Origin of the sequence: Streptomyces sp. NPDC085931, from assembly GCF_044540565.1 — a bacterium.
Taxonomy (GTDB): domain Bacteria; phylum Actinomycetota; class Actinomycetes; order Streptomycetales; family Streptomycetaceae; genus Streptomyces.
Window position 1 is genome coordinate 59913 of the sequence record NZ_JBITSK010000011.1, and the last position, 24434, is coordinate 84346.

Consider the following 24434-nt stretch of genomic DNA (forward strand, 5'->3'; position numbering starts at 1 on the left):
TCGGTCACGTCCGTTCCCGGCAACCACACGACCGGGGTGAGCGTCTTCCGTTCGAACACGTAGGAGTGCGGATACGTAAGACGCACAGAAAGACGACACTCCGGTCCTCGGCGACCCGGCACTACAGTGGGTCGGACAGGCCAGCAGGCAAGGCAAGCACCAGGGAGCGCATGACGTGCGGCCGGTAGGCAGCAAGTACCTGCTCGAGGAGCCGCTCGGACGCGGCGCCACGGGCACCGTCTGGCGAGCCCGCCAGCGCGAGACGGCGGGCGCCGAGGCGGCCGTGCCGGGACAGCCCGGCGAGACCGTCGCCATCAAGGTCCTCAAGGAGGAGCTGGCCGGTGACCCGGACATCGTCATGCGGTTCCTCCGGGAGCGCTCGGTCCTGCTCCGGCTGACCCACCCGAACATCGTCCGGGTCCGCGACCTGGTCGTCGAGGGCGAGCTGCTGGCGCTGGTCATGGACCTCGTCGACGGCCCCGACCTGCACCGCTACCTGCGCGAGAACGGGCCCTTCACACCCGTCGCGGCGGCGCTGCTCACCGCCCAGATCGCCGACGCGCTCGCCGCCAGCCACGCCGACGGGGTCGTCCACCGCGACCTCAAGCCGGCCAACGTGCTGCTGAAGCAGTACGACGGGCGGATGCACCCGCTGCTGACCGACTTCGGCATCGCCCGCCTCGCCGACTCCCCGGGGCTGACCCGCACCCAGGAGTTCGTCGGCACGCCCGCGTACGTCGCCCCCGAGTCCGCCGAGGGCCGCCCGCAGACCTCCGCCGTGGACATCTACGGCGCCGGCATCCTGCTGTACGAGCTGGTCACCGGCCGTCCGCCGTTCGCCGGCGGCTCCGCCCTGGAGGTGCTGCACCAGCACCTGAGCGCCGAGCCGCGCCGTCCCTCCACGGTCCCCGACCCGCTGTGGACGGTCATCGAGCGCTGCCTGCGCAAGAACCCGGACGAGCGGCCCAGCGCCGTCAACCTCGCCCGTGGCCTGCGCGTCGTCGCCGAGGGCATCGGCGTGCACGCGAACTCCGCGCAGATCGCCGCCGCCGAGGGCGTCGGCGCGCTCCTGGCGCCCGACCCGGCCCCCGCGCCGGTGCCGGACACGCCCGGCGCGGCCGACCCGACGCAGGTCCTGCCGCAGGGCGCGGGCGCCTACGACCCGAACGCCGCGACGAGTGTCCTGCCGCACACCGGCGGCCCGGCCGGTGCCGCCGACCCCACCGCCGTCCTGCCCCACCGGGGCGCGGCCGACCCGACCGCCGTGATGCCGCCGGTCCCGCCGGGCGCCCCCGGTCACCCCGGGCAGCAGAACCAGCAGGGCGGCCCCGAGGACCCGCACCCCTGGCAGAACCAGCTGCGCGCGGCCCGCGACCGCAACGAGCAGACGCAGGTGCAGTACCTCGACTCGAACGAGGACCCGCTGCGCCGCCGCCCGCAGCGCCAGGTCGCCCGGCCGCAGCAGCAGCCCCCGCGCCGCCAGGCGCCCCCGCCGGGCCCCGGCTACGGCTACCCGCAGCAACAGCAGCAGCCCCAGCAGTACGCCCCGCAGCCGCAGCAGCCTCAGCGGCCCCAGCCGCCGCAGCGCTACGCTCCGCCGGCGCCCCCGGCCCAGCCGCAGCAGCCGCAGCGGCCCCAGCGCGAGCCCCGGCAGCCGCGCCAGCGCAGCGCCAACCCGATGCGCATCCCCGGCCTGGGCTGCCTCAAGGGCTGCCTGTTCACGATCGTCATCCTGTTCGTCGCCGGCTGGCTGGTCTGGGAGCTCAGCCCGCTCCAGGACTGGATCGGCACCACCAAGGGCTACTGGGACCAGCTCACCGACTGGTTCTCCACCGTGACCGGCTGGTTCGAGAAGCTCGGCGGGAGCGGTTCGGGCACGAACTGACCCGAACCACCCTGCGGGGTTGGTGATTTGTCGACACCTGGCGGGTGATTTCCGCCTCCGCGGTGAAGGTTGGTCCCTCGGACGCGTAGTTTTAGCGACAACACGCGTCGGTAGGAGCAGCCTTGGCACGGAAGATCGGCAGCCGGTACACCGCCCACCAGATCCTCGGGCGGGGCAGCGCCGGCACGGTGTGGCTGGGCGAGGGACCGGAAGGCCCCGTCGCCATCAAGCTGCTGCGCGAGGACCTCGCGTCCGACCAGGAACTCGTCGGGCGCTTCGTGCAGGAGCGCACGGCCCTGCTCGGCCTGGAGCACCCGCACGTGGTGTCCGTGCGCGACCTGGTCGTCGACGGCAACGACCTGGCCCTCGTCATGGACCTCGTCCGCGGCACGGACCTGCGCACCCGGCTGGACCGGGACCGCCGTCTCGCCCCCGAGGCGGCCGTCGCGATCGCCGCCGACATCGCCGACGGACTCGCGGCGGCCCACGCCGCCGGGGTCGTGCACCGGGACGTCAAGCCGGAGAACGTCCTGCTGGACATGCAGGGCCCGCTCGGCCCCGGCGGCTCCCACCGGGCGCTGCTCACCGACTTCGGCGTCGCGAAGCTCATCGACACCCCGCGCCGCACCAAGGCCACGAAGATCATCGGCACGCCGGACTATCTCGCCCCCGAGATCGTCGAGGGCCTGCCCCCGCGCGCGTCCGTCGACATCTACGCGCTCGCCACCGTCCTCTACGAGCTGCTCGCGGGCTTCACCCCGTTCGGCGGCGGCCACCCGGGCGCGGTCCTGCGCCGGCACGTCACGGAGACGGTCGTCCCGCTGCCCGGCATCCCCGACGAGCTGTGGCAGCTGCTCGTACAGTGCCTCGCCAAGGCCCCGGCCTCCCGGCTGCGCGCCTCCGAGCTCGGGACGCGGCTGCGGGAGCTGCTGCCGATACTGGCGGGCATGCCGCCGCTGGAGGTGGACGAGCCGGACACGGAGGCCGTGGAGGAGTCCGACCGCGAGGAACGGCCCGCCGGGCCGGTCCCGGCCGGCCGGCAGGTCCGGCGGCGGGGCGCGGTCCCCCTGGTTCCGGGCGCGAAACCGGCCGACTCCAACCGGGACACCCACACGTCGATGCGCGTCCCGGCCCCCGACGAGCTGGCCGGCGGTGCCCACGGCACGGCCCGGGCGCCCCGCGCCCCCGGCGCCCCCCGCCCCGGCTCGGCCCGCAACCGCGCGGTCGCCCGCCGCCGCAGGGTGGCCCTGGGCGCGGGCGCGGTGGCCCTGGCGGCAGCGGTCGGCGTAGGAGCCTGGCTCTCCTCCTCGGACGAGGACTCGACCCCCCCGTCCCAGGACACGAAGAACTCGGCCCCGCAGTCCCCCTGAACACCGGCCGGGCTCGCCGGGGCGTGACGCCCCGTGGCCCCCGGCACGGGCCGGTGCGCTCCACCCGGACCGCCCGGCTGCCCCCAGGGCGTGACACCCAGAGGCCGGCCGCAGCCCCCGGGCGCGCCACCCGGACCGCCCGGGTGGCGCCCCGCAGGTCCCGGTGGCCGGACCGACCGGGGTGCCCCCTGGGCGCTACCAGGGCGAGACGGCCGGCGGCCACAGCCTCCCGGCGCTCCGCCCCGACGGCCGGACCGACCGGGCGCCCGGCGTCGCCGCGCACCTCCCGCCCCCGGCGGCCGCCGCCCACCGCCAGGGCGCGGGGCCCCGAAGCCGACTGCAGGGCCCGGGCACTCCGCCCGGGCCGTTCGGCTGCCCCCAGGGCGTGACACCCGGAGGCCCGGCTGCAGCCTCCGGGCGCTCCACCCGGACCGCCCGGGTGCCGCGCCGCAGGTCCCGGTGGCCGGACCGACCGGGGTGCCTCCTGGGCGGCCGCCGGGCGCTGCCAGGGTGTGACGGCCGGGGGCCACAGCCTCCCGGCGCTCCGCCCCGACGGCCGGACCGGCCGGGCGCCCGGCGTCGCCGCTGGCCTCTCGCCCCCGGGCGGCTGCCGCCCACCGCCAGGGCGCGGGGTCCCGGACCCGACTGCAGGGCGCGGGCGCTCCGGCCGGGCCGCTCGGGTCCCCCCCCCGGAGGGCCGGCCGCAGCCTGCCGGTGTTCCGCCCGAACCGCTGGGGTGCCTCCAGGACCTGACGTCCTGGGCCCAGGGGGCAAGAGCGCGGCTTTGCCCGGACCGCTGCCTACCGCGCCGCAGGCCCCAGTGGCTCCGTCCCGGCCGCCGGACCAGCCGAGGTGTCCGGCGTCGGCGGGGGCGTCCCGCTCTCCCGACCGGCCCGGAGAGCAGGCGGGGGCCGGGAAGCGGACGGCCCCCGCCTGCTCTCGGGGCCGGCCGGGCTGTGTCCGGAGTCGGCGAAGGCCACCCGCTCTCCGGACCAGCCGGGCAGTCCGGAGCCGGCGGGAGCCACCCGCTCTCCGGACCAGCCGGGCTCTCCGGAGCCGGCGGGGGCCGCCCGCTCCCCGGGTCGGCCGGGGTGTCCGGCGTCGACGGGGGTCTCCCGCTCCCCGGAAACCGGCCGGGCTGTCCGGAGCCGGCGAAGGCCACCCGCTCCCCGGAAGCCGGCCGGGTTGTCCGGAGTCGGCGGGGGCCGCCCGCCCCCCGGACCGGCCCGGGTGTCCGGCCTCGGCGAGGGCGTCCCGGTCCTGGGATTCATGACCTGTCGGGGTGGCCCGGCTCCGCCGGGGTGGGCCGGGCGCGGTGGGCGTGCGGGCATGGTCGGTGGGCGGAGCCGTTACGCTGGAGGGCGTGGCAGTCGTCGACGTATCCGAAGAGCTCAAGTCCCTCTCCTCGACCATGGAGTCGATCGAGGCCGTTCTGGACCTCGACAAGATGAGGGCAGACATCGCCGTGCTCGAGGAGCAGGCGGCCGCGCCGTCCCTGTGGGACAACCCCGATGAGGCGCAGAAGATCACCAGCAAGCTGTCCCACCTCCAGGCGGAGGTGCGCAAGGCCGAGGCCCTGCGCGGTCGCATCGACGACCTGAGCGTCCTCTTCGAGATGGCCGAGGAGGAGGACGACCCGGACACGCGCGCCGAGGCCGAGTCCGAGCTCGCGGCGGTGAAGAAGGCGCTGGACGAGATGGAGGTCCGTACCCTCCTGTCCGGCGAGTACGACTCCCGCGAGGCCCTGGTGAACATCCGCGCCGAGGCCGGTGGCGTCGACGCCGCCGACTTCGCCGAGAAGCTCCAGCGGATGTACCTGCGCTGGGCCGAGCAGCGCGGCTACAAGACGGAGCTGATCGAGACCTCGTACGCGGAGGAGGCCGGCATCAAGTCGACCACCTTCGCCGTCCAGGCGCCCTACGCCTACGGCACCCTCTCCGTCGAGCAGGGCACGCACCGGCTCGTGCGCATCTCGCCCTTCGACAACCAGGGCCGCCGGCAGACGTCCTTCGCGGGCGTCGAGGTGCTGCCCGTGGTCGAGCAGTCCGACCACGTCGACATCGACGAGTCCGAGCTGCGGATCGACGTGTACCGCTCCTCGGGCCCCGGCGGCCAGGGCGTGAACACCACGGACTCCGCGGTGCGCATCACCCACCTCCCCACCGGCATCGTCGTCTCCTGCCAGAACGAGCGCTCGCAGATCCAGAACAAGGCCACGGCGATGAACGTCCTCCAGGCCAAGCTGCTGGAGCGGCGCCGTCAGGAGGAGCAGGCCAAGATGGACGCCCTCAAGGGCGACGGTGGCAACTCCTGGGGCAACCAGATGCGTTCCTACGTCCTGCACCCCTACCAGATGGTGAAGGACCTGCGCACCGACTTCGAGGTCGGCAACCCCGAGGCCGTGTTCAACGGCGAGATCGACGGTTTCCTCGAGGCCGGAATTCGCTGGCGCAAGCAGCAGGAGAAGTAAGTTTGTCGACAAGGCAACTGCCGCCCCCCAGGCGGCAGTTGCCTTTTCCGTACCCGCATGTCTGGGTTTTACATCACACTCACGAGCTCAGACTCCCGGCATAGCCCCCGTAGTTGGACATGGCGCCCGCAAACGGCCTTGACGTGTCTTTGAAAAGTGGGAAGGGTGAAGCGCGGCATGCGTGTCTCTGGGGCGCATGTGAACCGGGGGGCCCTTCACCGCAGCCGTCCCCGTCGAGCACAGCCCCGAACGCTGCCTAATGACGATGAGCTACTGGGGGTAGCAACCACATGACGAAGAAGACGCGGATCCGCGTCGCGCGGATAGCGGCCGGCGCCGTGATCGCCGCCGGTGCCTCGCTGACCGCCGCCGGTGCCGCATCCGCCGCCGAGGCCGAGGACTGCCTGCTCGGCATCCTGTGCGCCGAGGAGTCGCCGGTCCCGACGCCGACGCCCACGCCGACGGAGGAGCCGACCGGCGTCCCCACGAACCTCCCGACCGACCCGCCGTCGACCGAGGAGCCCCCGGCCGAGCCCACGGACGAGCCCACCGAACCGACCGAGGACCCGACGGACGAGCCGAGCGACCCGGGCAACGGGAACGGCAACGGGAACGGCAACGGCAACGGTGGCGGGAACGGCAACGGTGGCGGCGGGGGCAACGGCGGCGGCAACAACGCCGACCCCGACGGTGGTGCCTCCACCCAGGAGCAGGGCTCGTCGGCCCTCACCGACACCGGCTCGGACAACACCCCGGCCCCGCAGGCCCAGGCCGGCGGCCCCGAGCTCGCCGAGACGGGTGCCGCGCAGACCACCTTCCTGGTGCTCGGCGCCGCCACGATGATCGCCGGCGGTGTCGGCTTCCGCGTCCTGCCGCGCCTGATGGGCGGCCGGGGCGGCGCCGCCGCCTGACGGTAGCCGCGCCCGCACGGACCGTGCGCACAGCGCGAAGGGCCCGGAGCACGCTCCGGGCCCTTCGCCGTGCCGTAACGACAGGGGGCTCGCTCGGGGGCTACGCCGTCACGCGGTCTGGTGGGCCAGCAGGGCCACGGCCGCGATCAGCACCGTCAGCAGGGCGATCAGCGCCATCGGGCTCATACCCGCGAGGAAGTTCTCCTGCTGCAGGCGCTCGCGGTTCGCGCGGCACACGGGGCAGCGGCCCTCGCTCACGGGGGCCGCACAGTTCGCGCACACCAGCCGGTCGTACGTCATGCGCTTGCCCTCCTTGCGACGGTTCCACGTGTCCAACGTTCGTGGGGGTGGGAATGTTCCCCCTCCACTGTGCCAGGTTCCTCCGGAGGGTGCGCGCCGCTCGTACAGTTCCCCGCCCCACCGGGGGGACGTACAAAACGGCACATCCGATGCGCAACCGCGACCGGTGACTGCGGCGCCGTGCCCGGGTCGCGTAAGGTCACGCTCATCTACCCCCGGCGACCCGTGGTGCATCCGTGATCCGATTCGACAATGTCTCCAAGGTCTACCCCAAGCAGACCCGCCCCGCCCTCAGGGATGTCTCCCTGGAGGTCGAGAAGGGCGAGTTCGTCTTCCTCGTGGGGTCCTCCGGCTCCGGAAAGTCCACCTTCCTGCGGCTGATCCTCCGCGAGGAGCGGTGCAGCCACGGCCAGGTGCACGTCCTGGGCAAGGACCTCGCCCGCCTCTCCAACTGGAAGGTGCCGCAGATGCGGCGCCAGCTGGGGACGGTCTTCCAGGACTTCCGGCTGCTGCCGAACAAGACGGTCGGCGAGAACGTCGCCTTCGCGCAGGAGGTCATCGGCAAGTCGCGCGGCGAGATCCGCAAGTCCGTGCCGCAGGTGCTCGACCTCGTCGGGCTCGGCGGCAAGGAGGACCGGATGCCCGGCGAGCTGTCCGGTGGTGAGCAGCAGCGCGTGGCCATCGCGCGGGCGTTCGTCAACCGCCCGAAGCTGCTCATCGCCGACGAGCCCACGGGCAACCTCGACCCGCAGACCTCGGTCGGCATCATGAAGCTGCTCGACCGCATCAACCGGACGGGCACGACCGTGGTGATGGCCACGCACGACCAGAACATCGTGGACCAGATGCGCAAGCGCGTCATCGAGCTGGAGAAGGGCCGCCTCGTCCGCGACCAGGCCCGCGGCGTCTACGGCTACCAGCACTGAGACCGCTTCCCGAGATCCACGGAAAGGCATAACCAGCCGCCATGCGCGCCCAGTTCGTCCTGTCGGAGATCGGCGTCGGTCTCCGCCGCAACCTGACGATGACCTTCGCCGTCATCGTCTCCGTCGCCCTGTCGCTGGCCCTGTTCGGCGGGTCGCTCCTGATGAGCGACCAGGTCAACACCATGAAGGGCTACTGGTACGACAAGGTCAACGTCTCGATCTTCCTCTGCAACAAGTCCGACGCCGAGTCCGACCCCAACTGCGCCAAGGGCGCGGTGACCGAGGACCAGAAGAAGCAGATCAAGAGCGACCTCGACAAGATGGACGTCGTCCAGACGGTCACGTACGAGTCGCAGGACCAGGCGTACAAGCACTACAAGGAGCAGTTCGGCGACTCCCCGCTGGCCGCCTCCCTCACGCCGGACCAGATGCAGGAGTCGTACCGCATCAAGCTGAAGGACCCGGAGAAGTACCAGGTGGTCGCCACCGCCTTCAACGGGCGGGACGGCGTGCAGTCCGTGCAGGACCAGAAGGAGACCCTGGACAACCTCTTCAAGCTGCTGGAGGGCATGAACTGGGCCGCGCGCGCGGTGATGGCGCTGATGCTGGTCGTCGCGCTGATGCTGATCGTCAACACCGTGCGCGTCTCGGCGTTCAGCCGGCGGCGCGAGACCGGCATCATGCGCCTGGTCGGCGCCTCGGGCTTCTACATCCAGGCGCCGTTCATCATGGAGGCCGCGGTCGCCGGACTCATCGGCGGCACACTCGCGTGCGCCTTCCTGCTCGTCGCGCGGTACTTCATCATCGACCACGGACTGGCCCTGGCGGATCAGCTCACACTGATCAACTTCATCGGCTGGGACGCCGTCCTGACCAAGCTGCCGCTCATCCTCGCCACGAGCCTGCTGATGCCCGCGCTGGCCGCGTTCTTCGCGCTGCGCAAGTACTTGAAGGTGTGACGCATGCCAAGAGGGGCCGTGCGGTCAACGGACCGTACGGCCCTTCCCCTTGTCCTAGACTCACCGGCATGTCAGGTCGTGACCCGTTCTGTCAGCCCCGTCGCATCCGCCGCGGGGCCGCCCTGACCTTGGTCTTCGCCGGCGTGCTCGCCGCCGGAGCCGCCACCGGCGCGCTCCCGCAGTCCGACCGGAAGTCGGCCCCGGACGAGGCCCGTTCGGCCCGCCCGGCCGGGCACCACGCGGCGGTCACCAGGGCGGCCGAGGAGGCCATGGCCGACGGCAAGTCCCCCGTGGAGGCCGCACAGCGCGCCGTCAGCCGCAGCGGCGACCGCTGGGGCGCCGTCTACTCCGAGGGCGAGTACGAGGAGTTCGAGGAGGCCCTCGACGGCCAGTACACCGGCGTGGGCCTGTGGGCCCGCAGCGAACGCGACGGCCGGATCGAGGTGACGAAGGTGCGTGCCGGCTCGCCCGCCGCCACCGCCGGGGTCCGCCCCGGCGACGTCCTGCGCAGCGTCGACGGCCGCAGGACCGACGGACGCCCGGTCACCGAGGTGATCTCCTTACTGCGCGGGGACGCCACCGACGCCCCCGCCGGCACCACCGTCCGCCTCGGCCTGGAGCGCGGCACGCGCGCGTGGACCGAGACCCTGCGCCGGGCCCAGCTGTCCACCGACCCGGTCACCGTCCGGGAAACCGCGGGACCGGTCACCGTCATCAAGGTCGCCACCTTCACCAAGGACTCCGGCGAGCGGGTCCGCGCGGCGGTCCGCGAGGCCCCGCCCGGCGGCGTCGTCCTGGACCTGCGCGGCAACTCCGGCGGACTGGTCGGCGAGGCCGTCACCGCCGCCTCCGCCTTCCTCGACGGCGGCCTGGTCGCCACCTACGACGTCGACGGCGCCCAGCGCGCGCTGCACGCCGCACCCGGCGGCGACACCACCCGACCCCTGGTCGTACTCGTCGACGGCGGCACGATGAGCGCGGCCGAACTCCTCACCGGCGCCCTGCAGGACCGCGGCCGCGCGCTGGTCGTGGGCTCCCGCACCTTCGGCAAGGGCTCGGTCCAGATGCCGAGCCGGCTGCCCGACGGCTCCGTCGCCGAGCTGACCGTGGGCCACTACCGCACCCCCTCGGGGCGCGGGGTCGACGGCCGGGGCATCACGCCCGACCTGGAGGCCGACGAGGGGGCCCTGCAGCGGGCCGAGAGCGTCCTGCGGGGCCTGGCCAGCCCCTCGTAATCGGCTTCCCGGAACCCCCCTGCGTAGTGCGAAAATGGGCGGCACTATGGCTAAGGAAAAAGGGCGCAAGCTGATCGCCCAGAACAAGAAGGCGCGGCACGACTACCTCATCGTCGACACCTACGAGGCCGGCCTGGTCCTCACCGGCACCGAGGTGAAGTCCCTGCGCCAGGGACGGGCGTCGCTGGTCGACGGCTTCGTGCAGCTCGACGGGAACGAGGCGTGGCTGTACAACGTGCACGTGCCGGAGTACACCCAGGGCACGTGGACCAACCACAGCGCCCGCCGCAAGCGGAAGCTGCTGCTGCACCGCGCCGAGATCGACAAGCTGGAGTCCAAGTCGGGCGAGACGGGCCACACCATCGTGCCGCTCTCGCTGTACTTCAAGGACGGCCGGGCCAAGGTCGAGATCGCGCTGGCGAAGGGCAAGAAGGAGTACGACAAGCGGCAGGCGCTGCGGGAGAAGCAGGACCGCAGGGAGACCGAGCGCGCGATCGCCGCGGTCAAGCGCAGGCAGCGCGGGGCGTAGGGAATACGCTGGCACCGACCTGCGTTGGTCACGTACGATGGTGTCCGCACCCCACAGCGGGTACGCGCCCTCCACGGAGGGCATTGTCAACACAACATGGGGATGATCGGTTTCGACAGCGGCTGTCGAGGCAGGGGAAGCGTGTCGAGGAAGCGGCAATGATCTCGTAAACCATATGTCGCAAAAAATAATCGCCAACACCAAGCGCGATTCCCAGTCCTTCGCCCTCGCTGCCTGATAAGCAGTGACTGAAGGACCCTAAATGGGTGTCAGCCCGGGAGCGTTCCCGACCCGGATCCTGGCATAAGCTAGGGAACTAAACCATCGAGCCCGGTCACGGGGTTCGATGGGAAATCAAACAGTGACTGGGCCCGTCGGCGACTTGTTCGCGTGATCGCCGGGGCCGAGAAAAGCGCAGCGAACTGCACACGGAGAAGCCCTGGTTCTGCACCGTTGGACGCGGGTTCGATTCCCGCCATCTCCACTCATCCCATGTGGGCGAAGGCCCCGTCGCTTCCGGGCGGCGGGGCCTTCGTCATGCCCGGCCGGTGCTGCCCCGCTCCGTCAGCCGCGGCGGCAGCAGCGTCGTCCGGGGCACGGGCGGGCCGGTGCGCTCGCGCAGCAGCAGCTCCACCCCGAGCGTGCCCAGCTCCGCCGACGGCACGGTGACGGCCGAGACCGTCTCGGGGACGTCGGTGCCCACGGCCAGGACCGACATGTCCTCCGGGATGCGCCGGCCGCGTTGCCGCAAAGCGGTGAGCAGAGGCACCACGAGGGCGTCGTTCTGGACGATCACAGCCGTCGGGGCGGGGTGGGCGCCCAGCAGCCGGTCCACCAGGGCCGGGGCACCGGAACACTCGGCCGGGTGCACCGACGACGCCATCCGGTGCCGGTCGGCGGCGGCCGTGAACCCCTCGACCAGACGGCGGGCCGAGGCGGTCTCGCGCACGTAGACCTCCGGCGGCGGTCCCAGCAGGGCCACGGCGCGGTGGCCGAGGGCGGCCAGGTGGTGCACGCACACCTCACCCGCCGCGCGGTAGTCCAGGTCCACACAGGGCAGCCCGGGCCGCTCGGCGGGCAGGCCGATCAGCACGGCCGGGCGGCCGAGCGAGCGCAGCACGGGCAGGCGCGGGTCGTGGAGGCCGACGTCCACGACCAGCAACACGCGTGCCGGGGCCGGGACTGCGGAGCGGCTGAGGCCCTCCTCGCCGGTGAGGAGCAGCACGTCGTGGTCGTACCCGCGGGCCGCCGTCACCACCGACTGCGTCAGCCGCATCAGCGCCGGCAGGTGGACGCCCGGGCGCAGCGGGGCCGCCACGGCCAGGACGTTCGGCGCGCCGTGCGCCGGCGGGACCGGCTGCGGCCGGTAGCCCAGCTCCCGCGCGGCCTCCTCCACGCGCCGCCGGGTCTCCGCCGAGATGGGGCGCTTGCCGCTCAGCGCGTACGACACGGTGCTCGGGGAGACCCCGGCCCGGCGCGCCACGTCCGTGATCCTGGCCATCAGATCCGCTCCGGCGCACACTGCGGCCCGCGGCCGTCGGTGAACTTCATGGGGGTCCCTCACTATCCCGGTGCCGACGTCGAAGCGCTTCGACGATCGAACGTATGCGGGGTGCGGGGGAGCGTCAATGGGGCGTGCGCTGATCGGTGAAGCGATTCGAAACACCGACCAGGGCGAGCGTGAGCGCCAGGGCCCCGGCCGTCACCGGAAGCGCGTACCCCGCCGTCGCCGACACGTGCTCCACCGTCCAGCCGCCGAGCGCGCTGCCGCCGGCGATGCCGCCGAGCAGGCCGGTCACCGCGAGGGTCATGCCCTCGTTGAGCCGTCCTTCGGGGCTGCGCTCCTGGACCAGCGTCATGGTCGTGACCATCGTCGGGGCCGTGGCCGTCCCGGCCACCAGCAGGGCCGCCGCCAGGAGCGGGAGCGATCCGGTGAGGGCGGCCGCGAGCAGGGGCAGGGTCAGCAGCGCGGTCATCGCGGCCACGCACCAGGCCAGCCGCCGCGCGGCCGGTCCGGCCGGTCGCACGGCGCCGTAGAGCAGGCCCGCGGCGCACGAGCCCGCCGCCTGTAGGGCCAGCACGGCACCGGCCGCCGTCCGGTGTCCGGCGGCGTCCGCGAAGGCGAGCGTGACGACCTCGGTCGCGCCGAAGATCCCGCCCGTCGCCAGGCAGACCGCGAGCAGCGGGGGCATGCCGGGGGCGCGCAGCGGGGCCTTGCCGGGTATGTGCCGCCGCACCGGCGGCTCCGTCGCGCGCCGGCTCGTGAACAGCAGCATGCCGGTCAGCAGCAGCACCGCGCCGGCCAGCGTGCCCGCCTCCGGGAACAGCGCCCCGCACAGGAAGGCCGCGAGCACCGGGCCCAGCATGAAGCACAGTTCGTCCGCGGCCTGCTCGAAGGAGTTGGCGGTGTGCAGGCCCTCGGCGTCGCCGGCCAGCAGATGGGCCCAGCGGGCCCGGGCCATGCCACCGGTGTTGGGGGTGGTGGCGGTGGCGGCGTAGGAGGCGAACAGGGTCCAGTCCGGGGCGCCGTGGCGGACGCAGAGCAGCAGGGCGAGGGAGCCGAGGACGGCGATCACCGTGGCGGGCAGCGCCACCCGGGCCTGGCCGTGACGGTCCACCAGCCGCGCGGTCCACGGCGCGACCACCGCGGTCGCCGCGAGCCCCGTGGCCGTGACGGCACCGGCGAGGGCGTACGAGCCCCGCGTCCCGGCGATCATGACGACCGCGCTGACGCTGAACATGCCCATCGGCAGCCGGGCGATCAGGTTCCCCGCGGTGAAGGCACGGGTGCCGGGCAGGCGGAACAGGCGGCGGTAGGGAGCGAGACGCGGCATGCGCCCACCGTCACCCGGCGGTGATCAAGCCGTCCAACACCTGTTCCGCGCCGACTCACGCACCCCCGTTGTGGATCCGCCGGGCCCGGGTCCGCGGGCTCCTCCCGGCAGGCCGAAAAGACCATGGCGGGAACTGTTCGCTCCCTGTTCTTCATACAGCGATATGGAGATTCCTAATGCTCCTCATCGCGCATGGAAAAGATGTTCATTCGGGAAAATCCTTCACTCGTTTGCCGCGCATCCGCCGAAGTGGGCCGACGGTTAGTCGGTACATGACCGAGGCGACCAGGAAAGACGGCTGGGCGGTAACGCTCGGCCCGTACACCTACATTCCGGCACCGGCGCACTCGTCCGCCACCGTCAACGGCACGCTCACCAGAGGCGGTTGCCCGGTCACGCTGCAGGTGACCGAACCGGTGCTGCGCGATTTCATCGACGCCATGAGCGATCTGGAAAAAGATCTCGCCCGACGGTGGATCAGTGCGACGGAATGGCCCGCTTTCGCGCTCGCCGAATAGCGGGCCGCGTCATGTACGACAACGGAATCGAGGGCAGTGGGCGGCACCGGGCACCGACCCGGGACTTCGTCACCCCGCTGACCCCGCCGGACCCCACCTGGGACCCGGCCGAGGAACTGGCGTTCATCCTCGAGGAAGCCCTCCAGCACGAGGCGAAGCGGATCCCCACCCCCCGCGACGAGCCACCGCCCGCGGCGGCGGAGCCGGTCCCCGCACCCGGCGGCGAGCGGATGAGACGGCTCCAGGACATCACCGAGGAACTCCCGCCCGTCCGTGACGTCCCCCGGCGTCACCGCAAGGTCCGGACCCGGAAGGCCCCGCGCCTGCTGCGCACCACCAGCTTCCTGGTCGCCGCCCTGGCGGCCGTGATCGCCACCGCCGTGAGCCTGCTGAGCGGCATGGTCGCCTACGACCCGCTGCGCCTGGTCGGCGCGTCCCCCGCGGAACGGGGCCTGCGCACCTGGTGGCCCCTGCTGGTCTACGGGCCGTGGCTGGTGGCGTCGCTGTCCGTCCTGCGGGCCGCGCTGCACCAGCGCCGTGCCGCCCACTCCTGGTGCGTCGTGCTGGTCTTCTCCTGTGTCGCCGTACTGCTCTGTGTCGCCCAGGCGCCCAGGACCGTGCTCGGCACCGCGGCGGCGGCCCTGCCCGGGATCGCGGCGCTGGCCTGCTTCCAGCAGGTCGTCCGGCAGATCACCCTGACGCGTCCGCCCGTACGGTCGGTGCCCCGGCACCGGGTGGGCCAGGCGTCGCCCGCCGGCGCGGAGGCGCCGAAGGGCGAGGCCGAGGCCCGGGGCAGGCCCACCGGCCCCTGAACCCCCGGGCCGCCGCCCGCTGTAGGTTCACGGCATGCCCGCCCACCTCGACCCGCGCCTGCTGCGCGCCTTCGTCACCGTCGCCGAGGAGCTGCACTTCACCCGCGCCGCGCTCCGGCTCCACCTGGCGCAGCAGGCACTCAGCCGGGACGTGCGGCGGCTGGAGCGGGAACTGGGCGCCGAGCTGTTCGTGCGGACCACCCGGCAGGTGACGCTCACGCCCGACGGGGAACGGCTGCTGCCGTACGCCCGGCGGGCGCTGCGGGCGCAGGACGACCTGCTCGCCGCCTTCGACCAGGCCCGGCCGCTGCTGGTCGACCTCAACTCCCCGGGCCTGGCCACACCGCGCAGCGTGCTGCACCGGGCGCGCGAACTCGCCCCCCGGCACGAGCTGATGGCCCGCTACGAGTCCGGCCTGACCTGGGCCGCCGGAGAGCTGCTCGCGGGCCGGCTCGACGCGTCGTTCGGACGGTTCGCCGGCCTGGACCCGGCGCTGCGCAGCGGACTCGACCACCAGCCGGTGCGCTACGAGCCGATGGCGGTGGTGCTGCCCGAGGACCACCGGCTCGCCGGGGCGGCCGAGGTGCCGCTCGCCGAGCTGGCCGGCGAGACCGTCTACGCGGGCGCCGGAAATCCCCGCACCCCGGAGTGGACGGCCCTCGCACGGCTGCTCTTCGAAGGGCGGGGGATCGAGCTCGCGCCGCCCGCCCCGCTGGCCGTCGGGGAGGAGGAGTTCCAGCGGATCATGGCCAGGACGCGTCACCCGATCCTGGCCGTCGTCGGGTTCCCGGCCCTGCCGTCGACCGTGCTGCGGCCGCTGGTCGATCCGGTGCCGCTGTCGCCCGTGTCGCTGGTGTGGCGCAGAGGCCTGACCCACCCCGCCTTTGACGCGCTGCGCGCGGCGGCGGCCCGGCTGGCCGCGGAGGAAGGGTGGTTGCGGCGTCCTCCGGGGGGATGGATTCCGGCCGCCGATCATGTCCTCATGGCGTCTCACGATTGACACGATTCGACACGGCGCCCACACGGAACCTGCGCGTGCGCTACATTCGACGCCTGAGCACGGTGTGGTAAGAGGGGGCGCTCGGACGGGTGGGGGCCCGGTCCGACGGCGGGTGCTCAGGTCGGAAGCGCGCCTGAACCATCCCGTGGGGGGAAGTGCGTGCGCGTGACAAAGTGGCGAGAAGACGCCCAACCCGAATGGCCCGAGGCCGCTACCGCGACCGGTGAACTCACCGCTGACGGCAGAGCCCGCGACGGCAGAGCGACGCAGGTCTTCTCCGAGGGCGACGTCCGGGTGACCGGTGTGCGCCTGCCCGCCGGGACGGAGATACTGCGCGGCATTCCCCGGCAGAGCGAGGGGGAGGCCGACTCGCTCTCCTCGTCCCCGGAGTCCCGGACGTCCCGGCCCGCCGTGCGCGATCCGTGGCAGGAGCCGGAGGAAGCCGGCCCCGGCACCTCCGGCCCCGCATCCGCTCCCGGTCCCGTATCCGCTCCCGGCTCCGCACCCGCTCCCGGCTCCGCTGCCGGAGCCGACGCGCGGTCCGAGGCGGGGGAGCACAGCCACGACCCGCACGAGGTCACGGTCCAGCTCGACGCGGTACAGCTCGGGGACGGCTTCGTCCGGCAGGTGAAGGAAGGCCCCGGCGTCGCCCCCGCCGCCGACCGGCCCGTCTTCGTCGACGAGTCCGGCCGCCGCAGCCGCCGCTTCCGGCGCATCGGCATGGCCGTCGCCCTGGCCTGCGGCATCTACGCCGTCGTCATCGTCGCCACGCTGATGTCGGGCAACTCCAACGCGCCCTGGCTCCCCGTGCCGGGCCAGAAGGAGAACCCGCCGGCCGGGCAGGTCGACAGCCCGCCGCTGCCGGCGGAGTCGGCCCCGGCCTCGCACCCCGGCGCCACCGCCCCGAGCGGCACGCCGGCCGCCGGCGGGACCACGGTGCCCTCGTCCGGCCCCAGCGCCCTCCGGCCGGAGGCCACCGCGGGCACGGGTCGTCCCGACCCCTCGGCCGAGCCCACGCCGAAGGCGACCCGGACCGCACCGGCCCCCGGCCCCGGCGCGAGCGAACCGGCCCCCAGCGAACCGGCGGACCCGCCGACCACGCCGGCCACCGACCCGACACCCACGGGCGGTTCCACCCCGGAGCCGACCGCGACCACGGGCACCGGCGACGGCGGCGACACCGGAACGGTGGCCGAGGGCCCGGCGGAGCCGCAGCCGGTCGCCGAGACACCGGCGGCCTAGGCCGGCCGCCGACCCGCGACGGCTGTGGCGGTGGCCGTACCGGCCGGGCGGGGGCCGTTCCGGTGCGTCCGCCCCGGCCGGAACGCCCTGCGCGGGCCGCGCGGCCGGAAAACCCCGCCGGCCGCAGCCCGCGAAACGGAGGCGGTGCCGCCCCACCCGGCCGGTGCCGTCCCGTCCCGCCCGTCCCGTCCCACGCCATCGGTGACACCGGCCCATCACCCCGGGGCCGTCACCTGAGAGCCGCCGACCGGGGGCCGCCGACCGGGGCCGCCGACCGGGGGCCCGTCACCCGAAGCCCGTCACCCGAGGGCCGTCACCCGAGGGCCGTCACCCGAGGGCCGGCACCCGGGGCCCGTCACCCGTCCTCGAACCGAAGACCGCATCACCACCACCCCCCGCCGCAACACCCCGTCCCCGCAGTACCCGACTCGCACCACCCGAGGTACCACCACCCATGGCATCCCCTGTCCGCCGTTCCGGGCCCGCGTCACGAGCCCGTGGGGGCTCCAGGCGCCGTCGCCTGCCCATGCGCCTGCTGCTGCCCCTGCTCGTGCTCGTCGCGCTGATGGCGATGCTCATGCTGCGCGGCTACGTGCACAGCGAGATCCTCGCCGACCACCGCGTGGGCCCGCCCGCCGCCAACGACCGCGTCCCGAAGGACGTCCTCAAGGGCGGTCCCGTCATCGACACCCGGGACGGCGACCCCACCAGCCTGCGCCTGCCGGACCGCGAGCTGGTCCTCACCTTCGACGACGGTCCCGACCCCGAATGGACGCCCAGGGTCCTCGACGTGCTGAAGAAGCACGACGCCCGGGCCGTCTTCTTCATCACCGGCACCATGGCCTCCCGCTACCCGGACCTCGTCCAGCGGATGGTCGACGAGGGCCACGAGATCGGCCTGCACACCTTCAACCACCCCGACCTGTCCCTGCAGAGCAAGAGCCGCGTCGACTGGGAACTGTCCCAGAACCAGCTCGCCCTGGCCGGGGCGGCGGGCATCCGCACCTCGCTGTTCCGCCCGCCCTACTCGTCGTACGCCCGGAACATGGACAACAACTCCTGGCCGGTCACCGAGTACATCGGCAGCAAGGGCTACATCACCATCGTCAACGACACCGACAGCGAGGACTGGCGGCGGCCCGGGGTCGAGAAGATCATCAGCAACGCCATGCCGAAGGGCGGCAAGGGCGCCATCGTGCTGATGCACGACTCCGGCGGCGACCGCTCCCAGACCGTCGCCGCGCTCGACCGGTACATCTCCGGGCTGCAGGACAAGGGCTACCGCTTCCATACGCTCACCGGTGCCCTGGACGCCCCGAGCGCGCACACCCCGGTCACCGGGCTGGAGGCGCTGAAGGGCGACGCCTGGGTCTTCCTGGTGCAGGCCTCGGAGAAGACGACCGACGTGCTCGTCGCCGGCCTGGCCGTCGTCGGCGTCCTGGTCTTCGGACGACTCGGGCTGATGCTGATCCTCTCCGTCGCGCACGCCCGCCGGGTCCGGCGCAAGGGCTTCCGCTGGGGAGAGCCCGTCATTGAACCGGTGTCCGTGCTCGTGCCCGCCTACAACGAGGCCAAGTGCATCGAGCAGACGGTCCGTTCCCTGGTCGCCAGCGACCACCCCATCGAGGTGCTGGTCGTCGACGACGGCTCCAGCGACGGCACCGCCCGCATCGTCGAGAACCTCGGCCTGCCCGGCGTACGCGTCGTCCGCCAGCTCAACGCGGGCAAGCCCGCCGCCCTCAACCGGGGCATCGCCAACGCCCGCCACGACATCATCGTGATGATGGACGGCGACACCGTCTTCGAGCCGACCACCGTCCGCGAACTCGTGCAGCCCTTCGGCGACCCGCGCGTCGGCGCCGTCGCCGGCAACGCCAAGGTCGGCAACCGCGACTCGCTCATCGGCGCCTGGCAGCACATCGAGTACGTGATGGGCTTCAACCTCGACCGCCGCATGTACGACGTCCTGCGCTGCATGCCCACCATCCCCGGCGCGGTCGGCGCGTTCCGCCGCAGCGCGCTGGAACGGGTCGGCGGCATGAGCGACGACACGCTCGCCGAGGACACCGACATCACCATGGCCCTGCACCGCGACGGCTGGCACGTCGTCTACGCGGAGAAGGCCATCGCCTGGACCGAGGCGCCCGAGTCCGTGCAGCAGCTGTGGTCCCAGCGCTACCGCTGGTCGTACGGCACGATGCAGGCGATCTGGAAGCACCGCCGGGCCCTGGTCGACCGCGGGCCCTCCGGCCGCTTCGGGCGGGTCGGCCTGCCGCTGGTGTCGATGTTCATGGTCGTGGCGCCGCTGCTCGCCCCGCTGATCGACGTGTTCCTGCTGTACGGGCTGGTGTTCGGCCCGACCGAGAAGACCATCGGCGCCTGGCTGGGCGTCCTCGCCGTGCAAGGGGTGTGCGCGGCCTACGCGTTCCACCTGGACAAGGAACGCATGACCCACCTCATCTCCCTCCCGCTCCAGCAGCTCCTCTACCGCCAGCTCATGTACGTCGTCCTGCTCCAGTCCTGGATCACCGCCCTCACCGGCGGCCGGCTGCGCTGGCAGAAGCTGCGGCGCACGGGCGCGGTGGGGCTGCCCGGGGGCGGGACCGCCACGCCCCGGCAGCAGATGGACGGGAGGCCGGTCGCATGACCACGGCACCCGTGACCGCGGCTCCGAAACAGGAGCAGACCCCGTCCGCACGCCCCGGACGCGACCGGTACTTCGACCTGCTGCGCGCCCTCGCGCTGTTCCGTGTCGTGCTGTACCACCTGACCGGCTGGGCCTGGCTGCCGCTGGTGTTCCCGTCGATGGGCGTGATGTTCGCGCTCGCCGGCAACCTCATGGCCCGTTCGCTGAAGCGCCCGCCGGTCCAGGTGATCCGCGGCCGGATGCGCCGGCTGCTGCCCCCGCTGTGGCTGCTGGGCGTCGTCGGCGTGACCGGCATGGTCCTGCAGGGCTGGGGACCGGGCGACGACGGGCACCCCGGCTGGTGGTGGCTCCACCTCGCCTTCTGGATCGTGCCGATCAGCGACCCGCCGTACGCCGAGGGTCTGCCCGGCGTGCACGGCGTCATCGGCGAGAACTGGGCGGCGGACTTCGCGGGCCCGCTGTGGTACATCCGCGCCTACCTCTGGTACGTCCTGCTGTCCCCGCTGCTGCTGAAGGCCCTGCGCGCCCTGCCGGTCGTCACGCTGTCCGCGCCGGTCGTCCTGGCCGTCGCCTTCGAGCAGGGCTGGATCACGCTGCCCGGCGAGCGGATCCCCTCCGCGCTCACGGACTTCTCCACCTTCGGCGCCTGCTGGATCCTCGGCATGGCCCACCAGGAGGGCATCCTGCGGCGCCTGCCGCGCTACGTCGTCCCGTCCGTGGCGCCCGTCATCGCCCTGGCCGGCCTCTGGTACGCCCTGCACCACGACTTCGGCACCGGCAACGACCTCGACAGCATGCCCCTGGCCCAGGCCCTGTGGTCCTTCGGCACGGTCCTGCTGCTGCTCCACGTCAGCCCGTCCTGGTCCGACTGGCCCCGCCGGCTGCGCCCCCTGGCCGGCACGATCACCCTGCTCAACTCCCGGGCCGTCACGATCTACCTCTGGCACAACATGTGCATCCTGATCGCGGCCACCCTCTGGGACCACCTGTGGGCCTTCCCCCTCCTGGAACAGAACGTCCCCGGCCTCCTGGAAAGCCCCTGGCCGGTCCTGGCCGTGGTCTGGCTCCTCATCGGCGCCTGCATCCTGGCCTTCGGCTGGGCGGAGGACCTGGCGGCGAAGCAGAAACCCCGGCTGTGGCCGAGCGGTGAGCCTCGGGTGAGGATTCACGGACGCCGGAGGCGCCCGGCGCCCGGCAGCTAAGCTGAGCCGGCATCGACGGGGGCGGATGACGAGCGGGCCCTCGTCGCGGGTCCCTGTCTGTCGCGGGTGAGAGAACGACGGTGAGACAAGCTCCGACATCACAGCCGGCCGCGCCGCGCGCCCCGGTCTTCGGGTTGATCACGCCGGAGGACTGGTTCCGCGTCCCGCTGCTGCCCGCGGACCGCCGCGAGGCGTCTGTGCGCGCCCTGGTCACACGCCGGTTCGCGGGCGTCGACGACCAGCCCGTGCTGCGCCGGAAGACCGAGGAGCACCTGCTCGGCACGGCCGAGGCGGCAGTCGAGCAGGGCGGCGTGGTGCTGTACCTGTCCTTCCTGGAGGCGGGCGGCATCCCGCTGTCGGCCTCCCTGCTGATCTCCCGCCTGTACGAGAGGTTCGACGGCCTCGACGCCGTGGCCGCGCTGGCCGGGTCCGGCGAGGTCAGCCTGGAGACGCTGCCCGCCGTCGGGCGGGTGGCCCGGGTACTGCGGCGGGAGCGGACGAAGCAGTCGCGCAAGCTGGGCTCCGAGTTCCAGGACACCGTCGTCGAGTACTTCGTGCCGGTTCCGGGCCGGGACGAGGTGCTGATGCTGACGTTCAGCACACCGCTGGAGCCGATCGCGGACGCCATGGTGGGGCTGTTCGACGCGGTGGCCGCGACCCTGCGCTGGCAGCAGCGCGACGACGAGCGGACGGGGGAGGAGCACCGGTGAGCAAGAAGCTCAGGGTGTCGACGCAGGATCTCGAAACGGCCGGAACCGGACTGCGGACGGTGGCGACCGAGCTGGAAGGGCTCGACAAGCTCATGGACGCCTACGACCGCCGGACCGTCGGCCACCGGACGCTGTACGACCGGCTCCAGGAGTTCTCCGACGGCTGGGACGACAACCGCAAGAAGATGATCGAGGAGATCGAAGGGCTCGGTACGCTCGCCAAGGAGGCCGGGAAGGCGTACACCGAACTCGACACCGCGCTGTACAACGCGCTCACCGGCAAGGGGAAGAAGAGGTGACCCGCCCCGCCGGCCACCGGTGGGAGGTGCTGGGCGAGAGCGGCGATCCCGTACCCGGTGACGTCCACGACATGAAGGCCCTCGCCCGCCGGTTCACGGCCACGGCCGAGACCATCACCAAGACCGCGGACGCGCTGCGCCGGATCGGCAACCTGGAGAGCTGGGACTCCGAGGCAGGCCGAGCCTTCGCCGAGAAGGCGAACGAGACGGCCAAGACGGTGAGCAAGGCACACGACCGCTACGCCGACGCCGGAGTCGCCCTCAAGGACTACTCCACCGACCTGGAGACGATCCAGGGCGAGGCCGACAAGCTCCTCACCCAGGCCGAGACCAAGCAGCACAGCCTGACCACGGCCCGGTCCAAGGCCGAGAACCCGCCCAAGGGCACCGACGACGCCGGGCAGGACAAGCTCGACAGGGCCGTCACCGACCTGCAGGAGGGCCTGGACGGTTTGCGCAGCCGGCTGGCCCAGCTGAAGACCCGGCACAAGGAGGCTGGAGACAAGGCGGCCAGGCGCATCCACGACACCACCGAGGGCGACGGCCTCAACGACGGCCTGCTGGACGACCTGCGCGACACCCTGAAGATCGTCAGTGACATCACGGGAGCCATCGCCGCCGTCTGCGGGGTGCTGTCACTGCTCGTCGGCTGGATCCCCGTCATCGGGCAGGCGCTGGCGGGCGTACTCGGCACCGTCGCCCTGGTGATGACGGCGATCTCACTGGTCTGCCATGTGCTGCTCGCGATCAACGGTGACGGCTCCTGGAGCGACGTGGCGGTCGACGTGCTGGGCCTCGCCACGTTCGGCATCGGACGGGTCTTCACGGCGGGCGCCAAGGCCGCTGCCACCGTCGGCCGCAGCCGCGTCTGGACGGCGGCCACCCAGTACGTGCGCGGCTGGAACCCCGGTATGAACTCGGCCGCGCGCCGCGCGCTGGTCGAGTCCATGGTCGGGGCCCGCGCCGGCGCACGCCCCGGGGCGGCGCTGCCCGACGTGGGCCTGCGGGCGGCCTTCCGGGGCCTGCCGAACTCCTTCGCGGACGACCTGGCGACCATCCGCGGCAACTGGCGCGACCTGTTCAAGGTCGGCGACCACCTCTCGGCGGCTCGTGACGCCTACACGGCAGCCGGACCGCGCGGCCTGGTCAGCATGTACGCGGGACCGGGCATGGTCGACGAACTCTCGCGCATCCGGAACATCGACCCCGCGGACCTGGCCTTCATCGGCACGCCCGACGCGTTCAAGCAGGCCATGGCGTACAACGTCGTGGGCCTCGGCGGCACCGGGACGGGCGCGGGTTCCGACACGAAGAGCTTCATCGGGCTGTTCGGCGGCGAGCCGGAGATCGACGTCACCGGGTCCGACGCATCGCTCGCCGGGGCGTGAGCGCACGCATGACGCATCCGGAGGAGTGGCGGGAATGCCGGGTCGCGCTGCCCGCCCACCACAACTGGCTGATCCTGGACCTGGTGAGCGAGGAGCCCGAGGCATGGGCGCGTACCCTCGCCGGACAGCACCTCGGCGACGACGTACCGGAGCAGTGGCGCGAGGCGTTCGCGACGGACCTGCTCTGGTACTGGGGCGCGGCGCTGCGACAGGGCGCCCTGTGCGCGGCGGTCCTGGCACCCCGGGAGGGACCCGTCGTGGCGAGTTACACGGTGCGTGAACTGACCGTCCCGGCGGGCTCCCGCACGGTGGCCGCGTTCCGGGCCGAGGCGGAGCGCGCGCCGGGCCCGCACTTCGGCGAAGGTCCGGCCCTCACCGAGGTCGAACTGCCGCTGGGACCGGCTCTGCGCGTGCACCGCCAGGAGCCCACGGACCCGGAGGCCGACCGTGGAACGGTCGTGGAGGGCATCGCCCACTACGTCCTGCCGCGCCGGCACTCCACGGCACTGGAGTGCCGGCTGCTGTGGACGTCCCTGGGGCTCGGCGCGGAGCTCGTCGAGGTCGCCGACGAGCTGGCGGGCTCACTGCGCCTGGTGTGACGCGGACGGCCCGCGCGGCCTCCCGAACCCGCCGCCCAGGCCGAGCCGCTCCCAGGGCACCATCGCCAGCGGCATCCAGCTGAAGCCGACGGCGAAAACGGCCACTACGGCGGTGACCTGCGCCGGCAGGAACCAGCCCAGCTGGGCGACCAGGAACGACACGATCAGCAGGAGGAGATCGAAGACCAGCACCGCCAGCACCTTGCGGGCAGCGGCGGCGGGATCGACACGGGGAGTGTCCTCGTTGCCTCGCACCATCCCGAAGAGGATCACCGGCAGCATCAGCCCGGTCAGCCCACCGGCTGCGATGCCGCCGACGATCAGGGCATGGTGCCCCTCGTCGGGCACCACGCCGGACAAGGGGCCGGGGTCCACGGCCCTGCCCAGCAGCGCCACGGCCGCGAAGGCGCCCAGCGCAGCCGTCGCCAGAACGAGGAGCACCCCTGCTGCGAAGGCGACGTTTCCGGCGGCGGAACGCTGCGGCCGCGGTGCCTCCGGCCGGCCGGCCCCCGACTCTGCGGACATGGACCCTCCCCTTCCCGTGTGGGGTCCGCAAGAGGATAACGGCGCCCGTCCCCCCGGCCCTTCACGGTGGAGA

At 73.0% G+C, this 24434-nt stretch carries 22 protein-coding genes and 1 other RNA gene; 19 read left to right on the forward strand and 4 right to left on the reverse strand.

Features of this window, described 5'->3' with window-relative positions:
* Positions 1-175: 175 nt before the first annotated feature.
* From ACIGAN_RS23325 to ACIGAN_RS23340, 4 genes are all read left to right on the forward strand, one after another.
* Positions 176-1885 carry a serine/threonine-protein kinase gene (locus ACIGAN_RS23325; protein ID WP_399860163.1) on the forward strand — a complete coding sequence of 570 codons (1710 nt, stop codon included), beginning with the start codon at positions 176-178 and terminating at the stop codon, positions 1883-1885.
* 122 nt (positions 1886-2007) lie between these two features.
* Entirely contained in the window at positions 2008-3255 is a 1248-nt protein-coding gene (locus ACIGAN_RS23330; RefSeq protein WP_399860165.1) for a serine/threonine-protein kinase, read from the forward strand.
* A gap of 1363 nt (positions 3256-4618) precedes the next feature.
* Positions 4619-5725, forward strand: a complete 1107-nt coding sequence (gene prfB / locus ACIGAN_RS23335) for a peptide chain release factor 2 (protein WP_365086523.1) — start codon at positions 4619-4621, stop codon at positions 5723-5725.
* 290 nt (positions 5726-6015) lie between these two features.
* A complete protein-coding gene (locus ACIGAN_RS23340) occupies positions 6016-6636 on the forward strand; it encodes a hypothetical protein (protein ID WP_399860168.1) in 621 nt (206 codons plus the stop codon).
* 108 nt (positions 6637-6744) lie between these two features.
* On the opposite strand, the gene ACIGAN_RS23345 is transcribed toward ACIGAN_RS23340, so the two are convergent.
* The gene (locus ACIGAN_RS23345) at positions 6745-6936 is read right to left on the reverse strand and encodes a hypothetical protein (RefSeq protein ID WP_365739094.1); all 192 of its coding nucleotides are present in this window, start codon (positions 6934-6936) and stop codon (positions 6745-6747) included.
* A 236-nt stretch (positions 6937-7172) separates the two neighbouring features.
* Between ACIGAN_RS23345 and ftsE the strand changes: the two genes are divergently transcribed.
* From ftsE to ssrA, 5 genes are all read left to right on the forward strand, one after another.
* Entirely contained in the window at positions 7173-7862 is a 690-nt protein-coding gene (gene ftsE, locus ACIGAN_RS23350; RefSeq protein ID WP_003990615.1) for a cell division ATP-binding protein FtsE, read from the forward strand.
* A gap of 41 nt (positions 7863-7903) precedes the next feature.
* A complete protein-coding gene (gene ftsX, locus ACIGAN_RS23355; protein WP_309094128.1) occupies positions 7904-8821 on the forward strand; it encodes a permease-like cell division protein FtsX in 918 nt (305 codons plus the stop codon).
* Positions 8822-8889: 68 nt separating this feature from the next.
* Positions 8890-10056, forward strand: coding sequence for a S41 family peptidase (locus tag ACIGAN_RS23360; protein WP_365739091.1), 1167 nt, complete (start codon positions 8890-8892; stop codon positions 10054-10056).
* 46 nt (positions 10057-10102) lie between these two features.
* On the forward strand, positions 10103-10585 hold the full coding sequence (gene smpB, locus ACIGAN_RS23365; protein ID WP_365086513.1) for an SsrA-binding protein SmpB: 483 nt from the start codon (positions 10103-10105) through the stop codon (positions 10583-10585).
* A 98-nt stretch (positions 10586-10683) separates the two neighbouring features.
* Positions 10684-11072: a transfer-messenger RNA gene (ssrA, locus tag ACIGAN_RS23370) on the forward strand.
* A gap of 48 nt (positions 11073-11120) precedes the next feature.
* Here the strand turns inward: ssrA and ACIGAN_RS23375 are convergent.
* Both ACIGAN_RS23375 and ACIGAN_RS23380 read right to left on the reverse strand, forming a co-directional pair.
* On the reverse strand, positions 11121-12086 hold the full coding sequence (locus ACIGAN_RS23375) for a LacI family DNA-binding transcriptional regulator (RefSeq protein WP_399860172.1): 966 nt from the start codon (positions 12084-12086) through the stop codon (positions 11121-11123).
* A 124-nt stretch (positions 12087-12210) separates the two neighbouring features.
* Positions 12211-13419: an MFS transporter gene (locus ACIGAN_RS23380; protein WP_399860175.1), complete on the reverse strand. Its 1209-nt coding sequence runs from the start codon at positions 13417-13419 to the stop codon at positions 12211-12213.
* Positions 13420-13691: 272 nt separating this feature from the next.
* Here ACIGAN_RS23380 and ACIGAN_RS23385 point away from each other — a divergent pair, with 272 nt between their 5' ends.
* From ACIGAN_RS23385 to ACIGAN_RS23430, 10 genes are all read left to right on the forward strand, one after another.
* Positions 13692-13937, forward strand: a complete 246-nt coding sequence (locus ACIGAN_RS23385) for a hypothetical protein (protein ID WP_309094133.1) — start codon at positions 13692-13694, stop codon at positions 13935-13937.
* Between the two features lie 11 nt (positions 13938-13948).
* Positions 13949-14749: a hypothetical protein gene (locus ACIGAN_RS23390; protein ID WP_365086501.1), complete on the forward strand. Its 801-nt coding sequence runs from the start codon at positions 13949-13951 to the stop codon at positions 14747-14749.
* A gap of 34 nt (positions 14750-14783) precedes the next feature.
* Positions 14784-15749: a LysR family transcriptional regulator gene (locus ACIGAN_RS23395; protein WP_365086498.1), complete on the forward strand. Its 966-nt coding sequence runs from the start codon at positions 14784-14786 to the stop codon at positions 15747-15749.
* 165 nt (positions 15750-15914) lie between these two features.
* Positions 15915-16991 (forward strand): hypothetical protein, encoded by a 1077-nt coding sequence (locus tag ACIGAN_RS23400; RefSeq protein WP_399860180.1) that lies wholly within the window; start codon positions 15915-15917, stop codon positions 16989-16991.
* A gap of 454 nt (positions 16992-17445) precedes the next feature.
* Positions 17446-19638: a bifunctional polysaccharide deacetylase/glycosyltransferase family 2 protein gene (locus ACIGAN_RS23405; RefSeq protein WP_399860183.1), complete on the forward strand. Its 2193-nt coding sequence runs from the start codon at positions 17446-17448 to the stop codon at positions 19636-19638.
* The gene (locus tag ACIGAN_RS23410) at positions 19635-20840 is read left to right on the forward strand and encodes an acyltransferase family protein (RefSeq protein ID WP_399860185.1); all 1206 of its coding nucleotides are present in this window, start codon (positions 19635-19637) and stop codon (positions 20838-20840) included. Before ACIGAN_RS23405 ends, ACIGAN_RS23410 begins: the two co-directional genes overlap by 4 nt.
* Before the next feature lie 80 nt (positions 20841-20920).
* The gene (locus ACIGAN_RS23415; protein ID WP_399860188.1) at positions 20921-21550 is read left to right on the forward strand and encodes a hypothetical protein; all 630 of its coding nucleotides are present in this window, start codon (positions 20921-20923) and stop codon (positions 21548-21550) included.
* On the forward strand, positions 21547-21849 hold the full coding sequence (locus ACIGAN_RS23420; RefSeq protein WP_365086483.1) for a hypothetical protein: 303 nt from the start codon (positions 21547-21549) through the stop codon (positions 21847-21849). Before ACIGAN_RS23415 ends, ACIGAN_RS23420 begins: the two co-directional genes overlap by 4 nt.
* Complete coding sequence (locus tag ACIGAN_RS23425) at positions 21846-23237, forward strand: hypothetical protein (RefSeq protein ID WP_365739073.1); 1392 nt, start codon at positions 21846-21848, stop codon at positions 23235-23237. Before ACIGAN_RS23420 ends, ACIGAN_RS23425 begins: the two co-directional genes overlap by 4 nt.
* An 8-nt stretch (positions 23238-23245) precedes the next feature.
* Positions 23246-23836 carry a hypothetical protein gene (locus ACIGAN_RS23430; RefSeq protein WP_365739071.1) on the forward strand — a complete coding sequence of 197 codons (591 nt, stop codon included), beginning with the start codon at positions 23246-23248 and terminating at the stop codon, positions 23834-23836.
* On the opposite strand, the gene ACIGAN_RS23435 is transcribed toward ACIGAN_RS23430, so the two are convergent.
* Positions 23819-24361: a hypothetical protein gene (locus ACIGAN_RS23435; protein WP_399860191.1), complete on the reverse strand. Its 543-nt coding sequence runs from the start codon at positions 24359-24361 to the stop codon at positions 23819-23821. The two genes, ACIGAN_RS23430 and ACIGAN_RS23435, sit on opposite strands and share 18 nt — an antisense overlap.
* Positions 24362-24434: the final 73 nt, after the last annotated feature.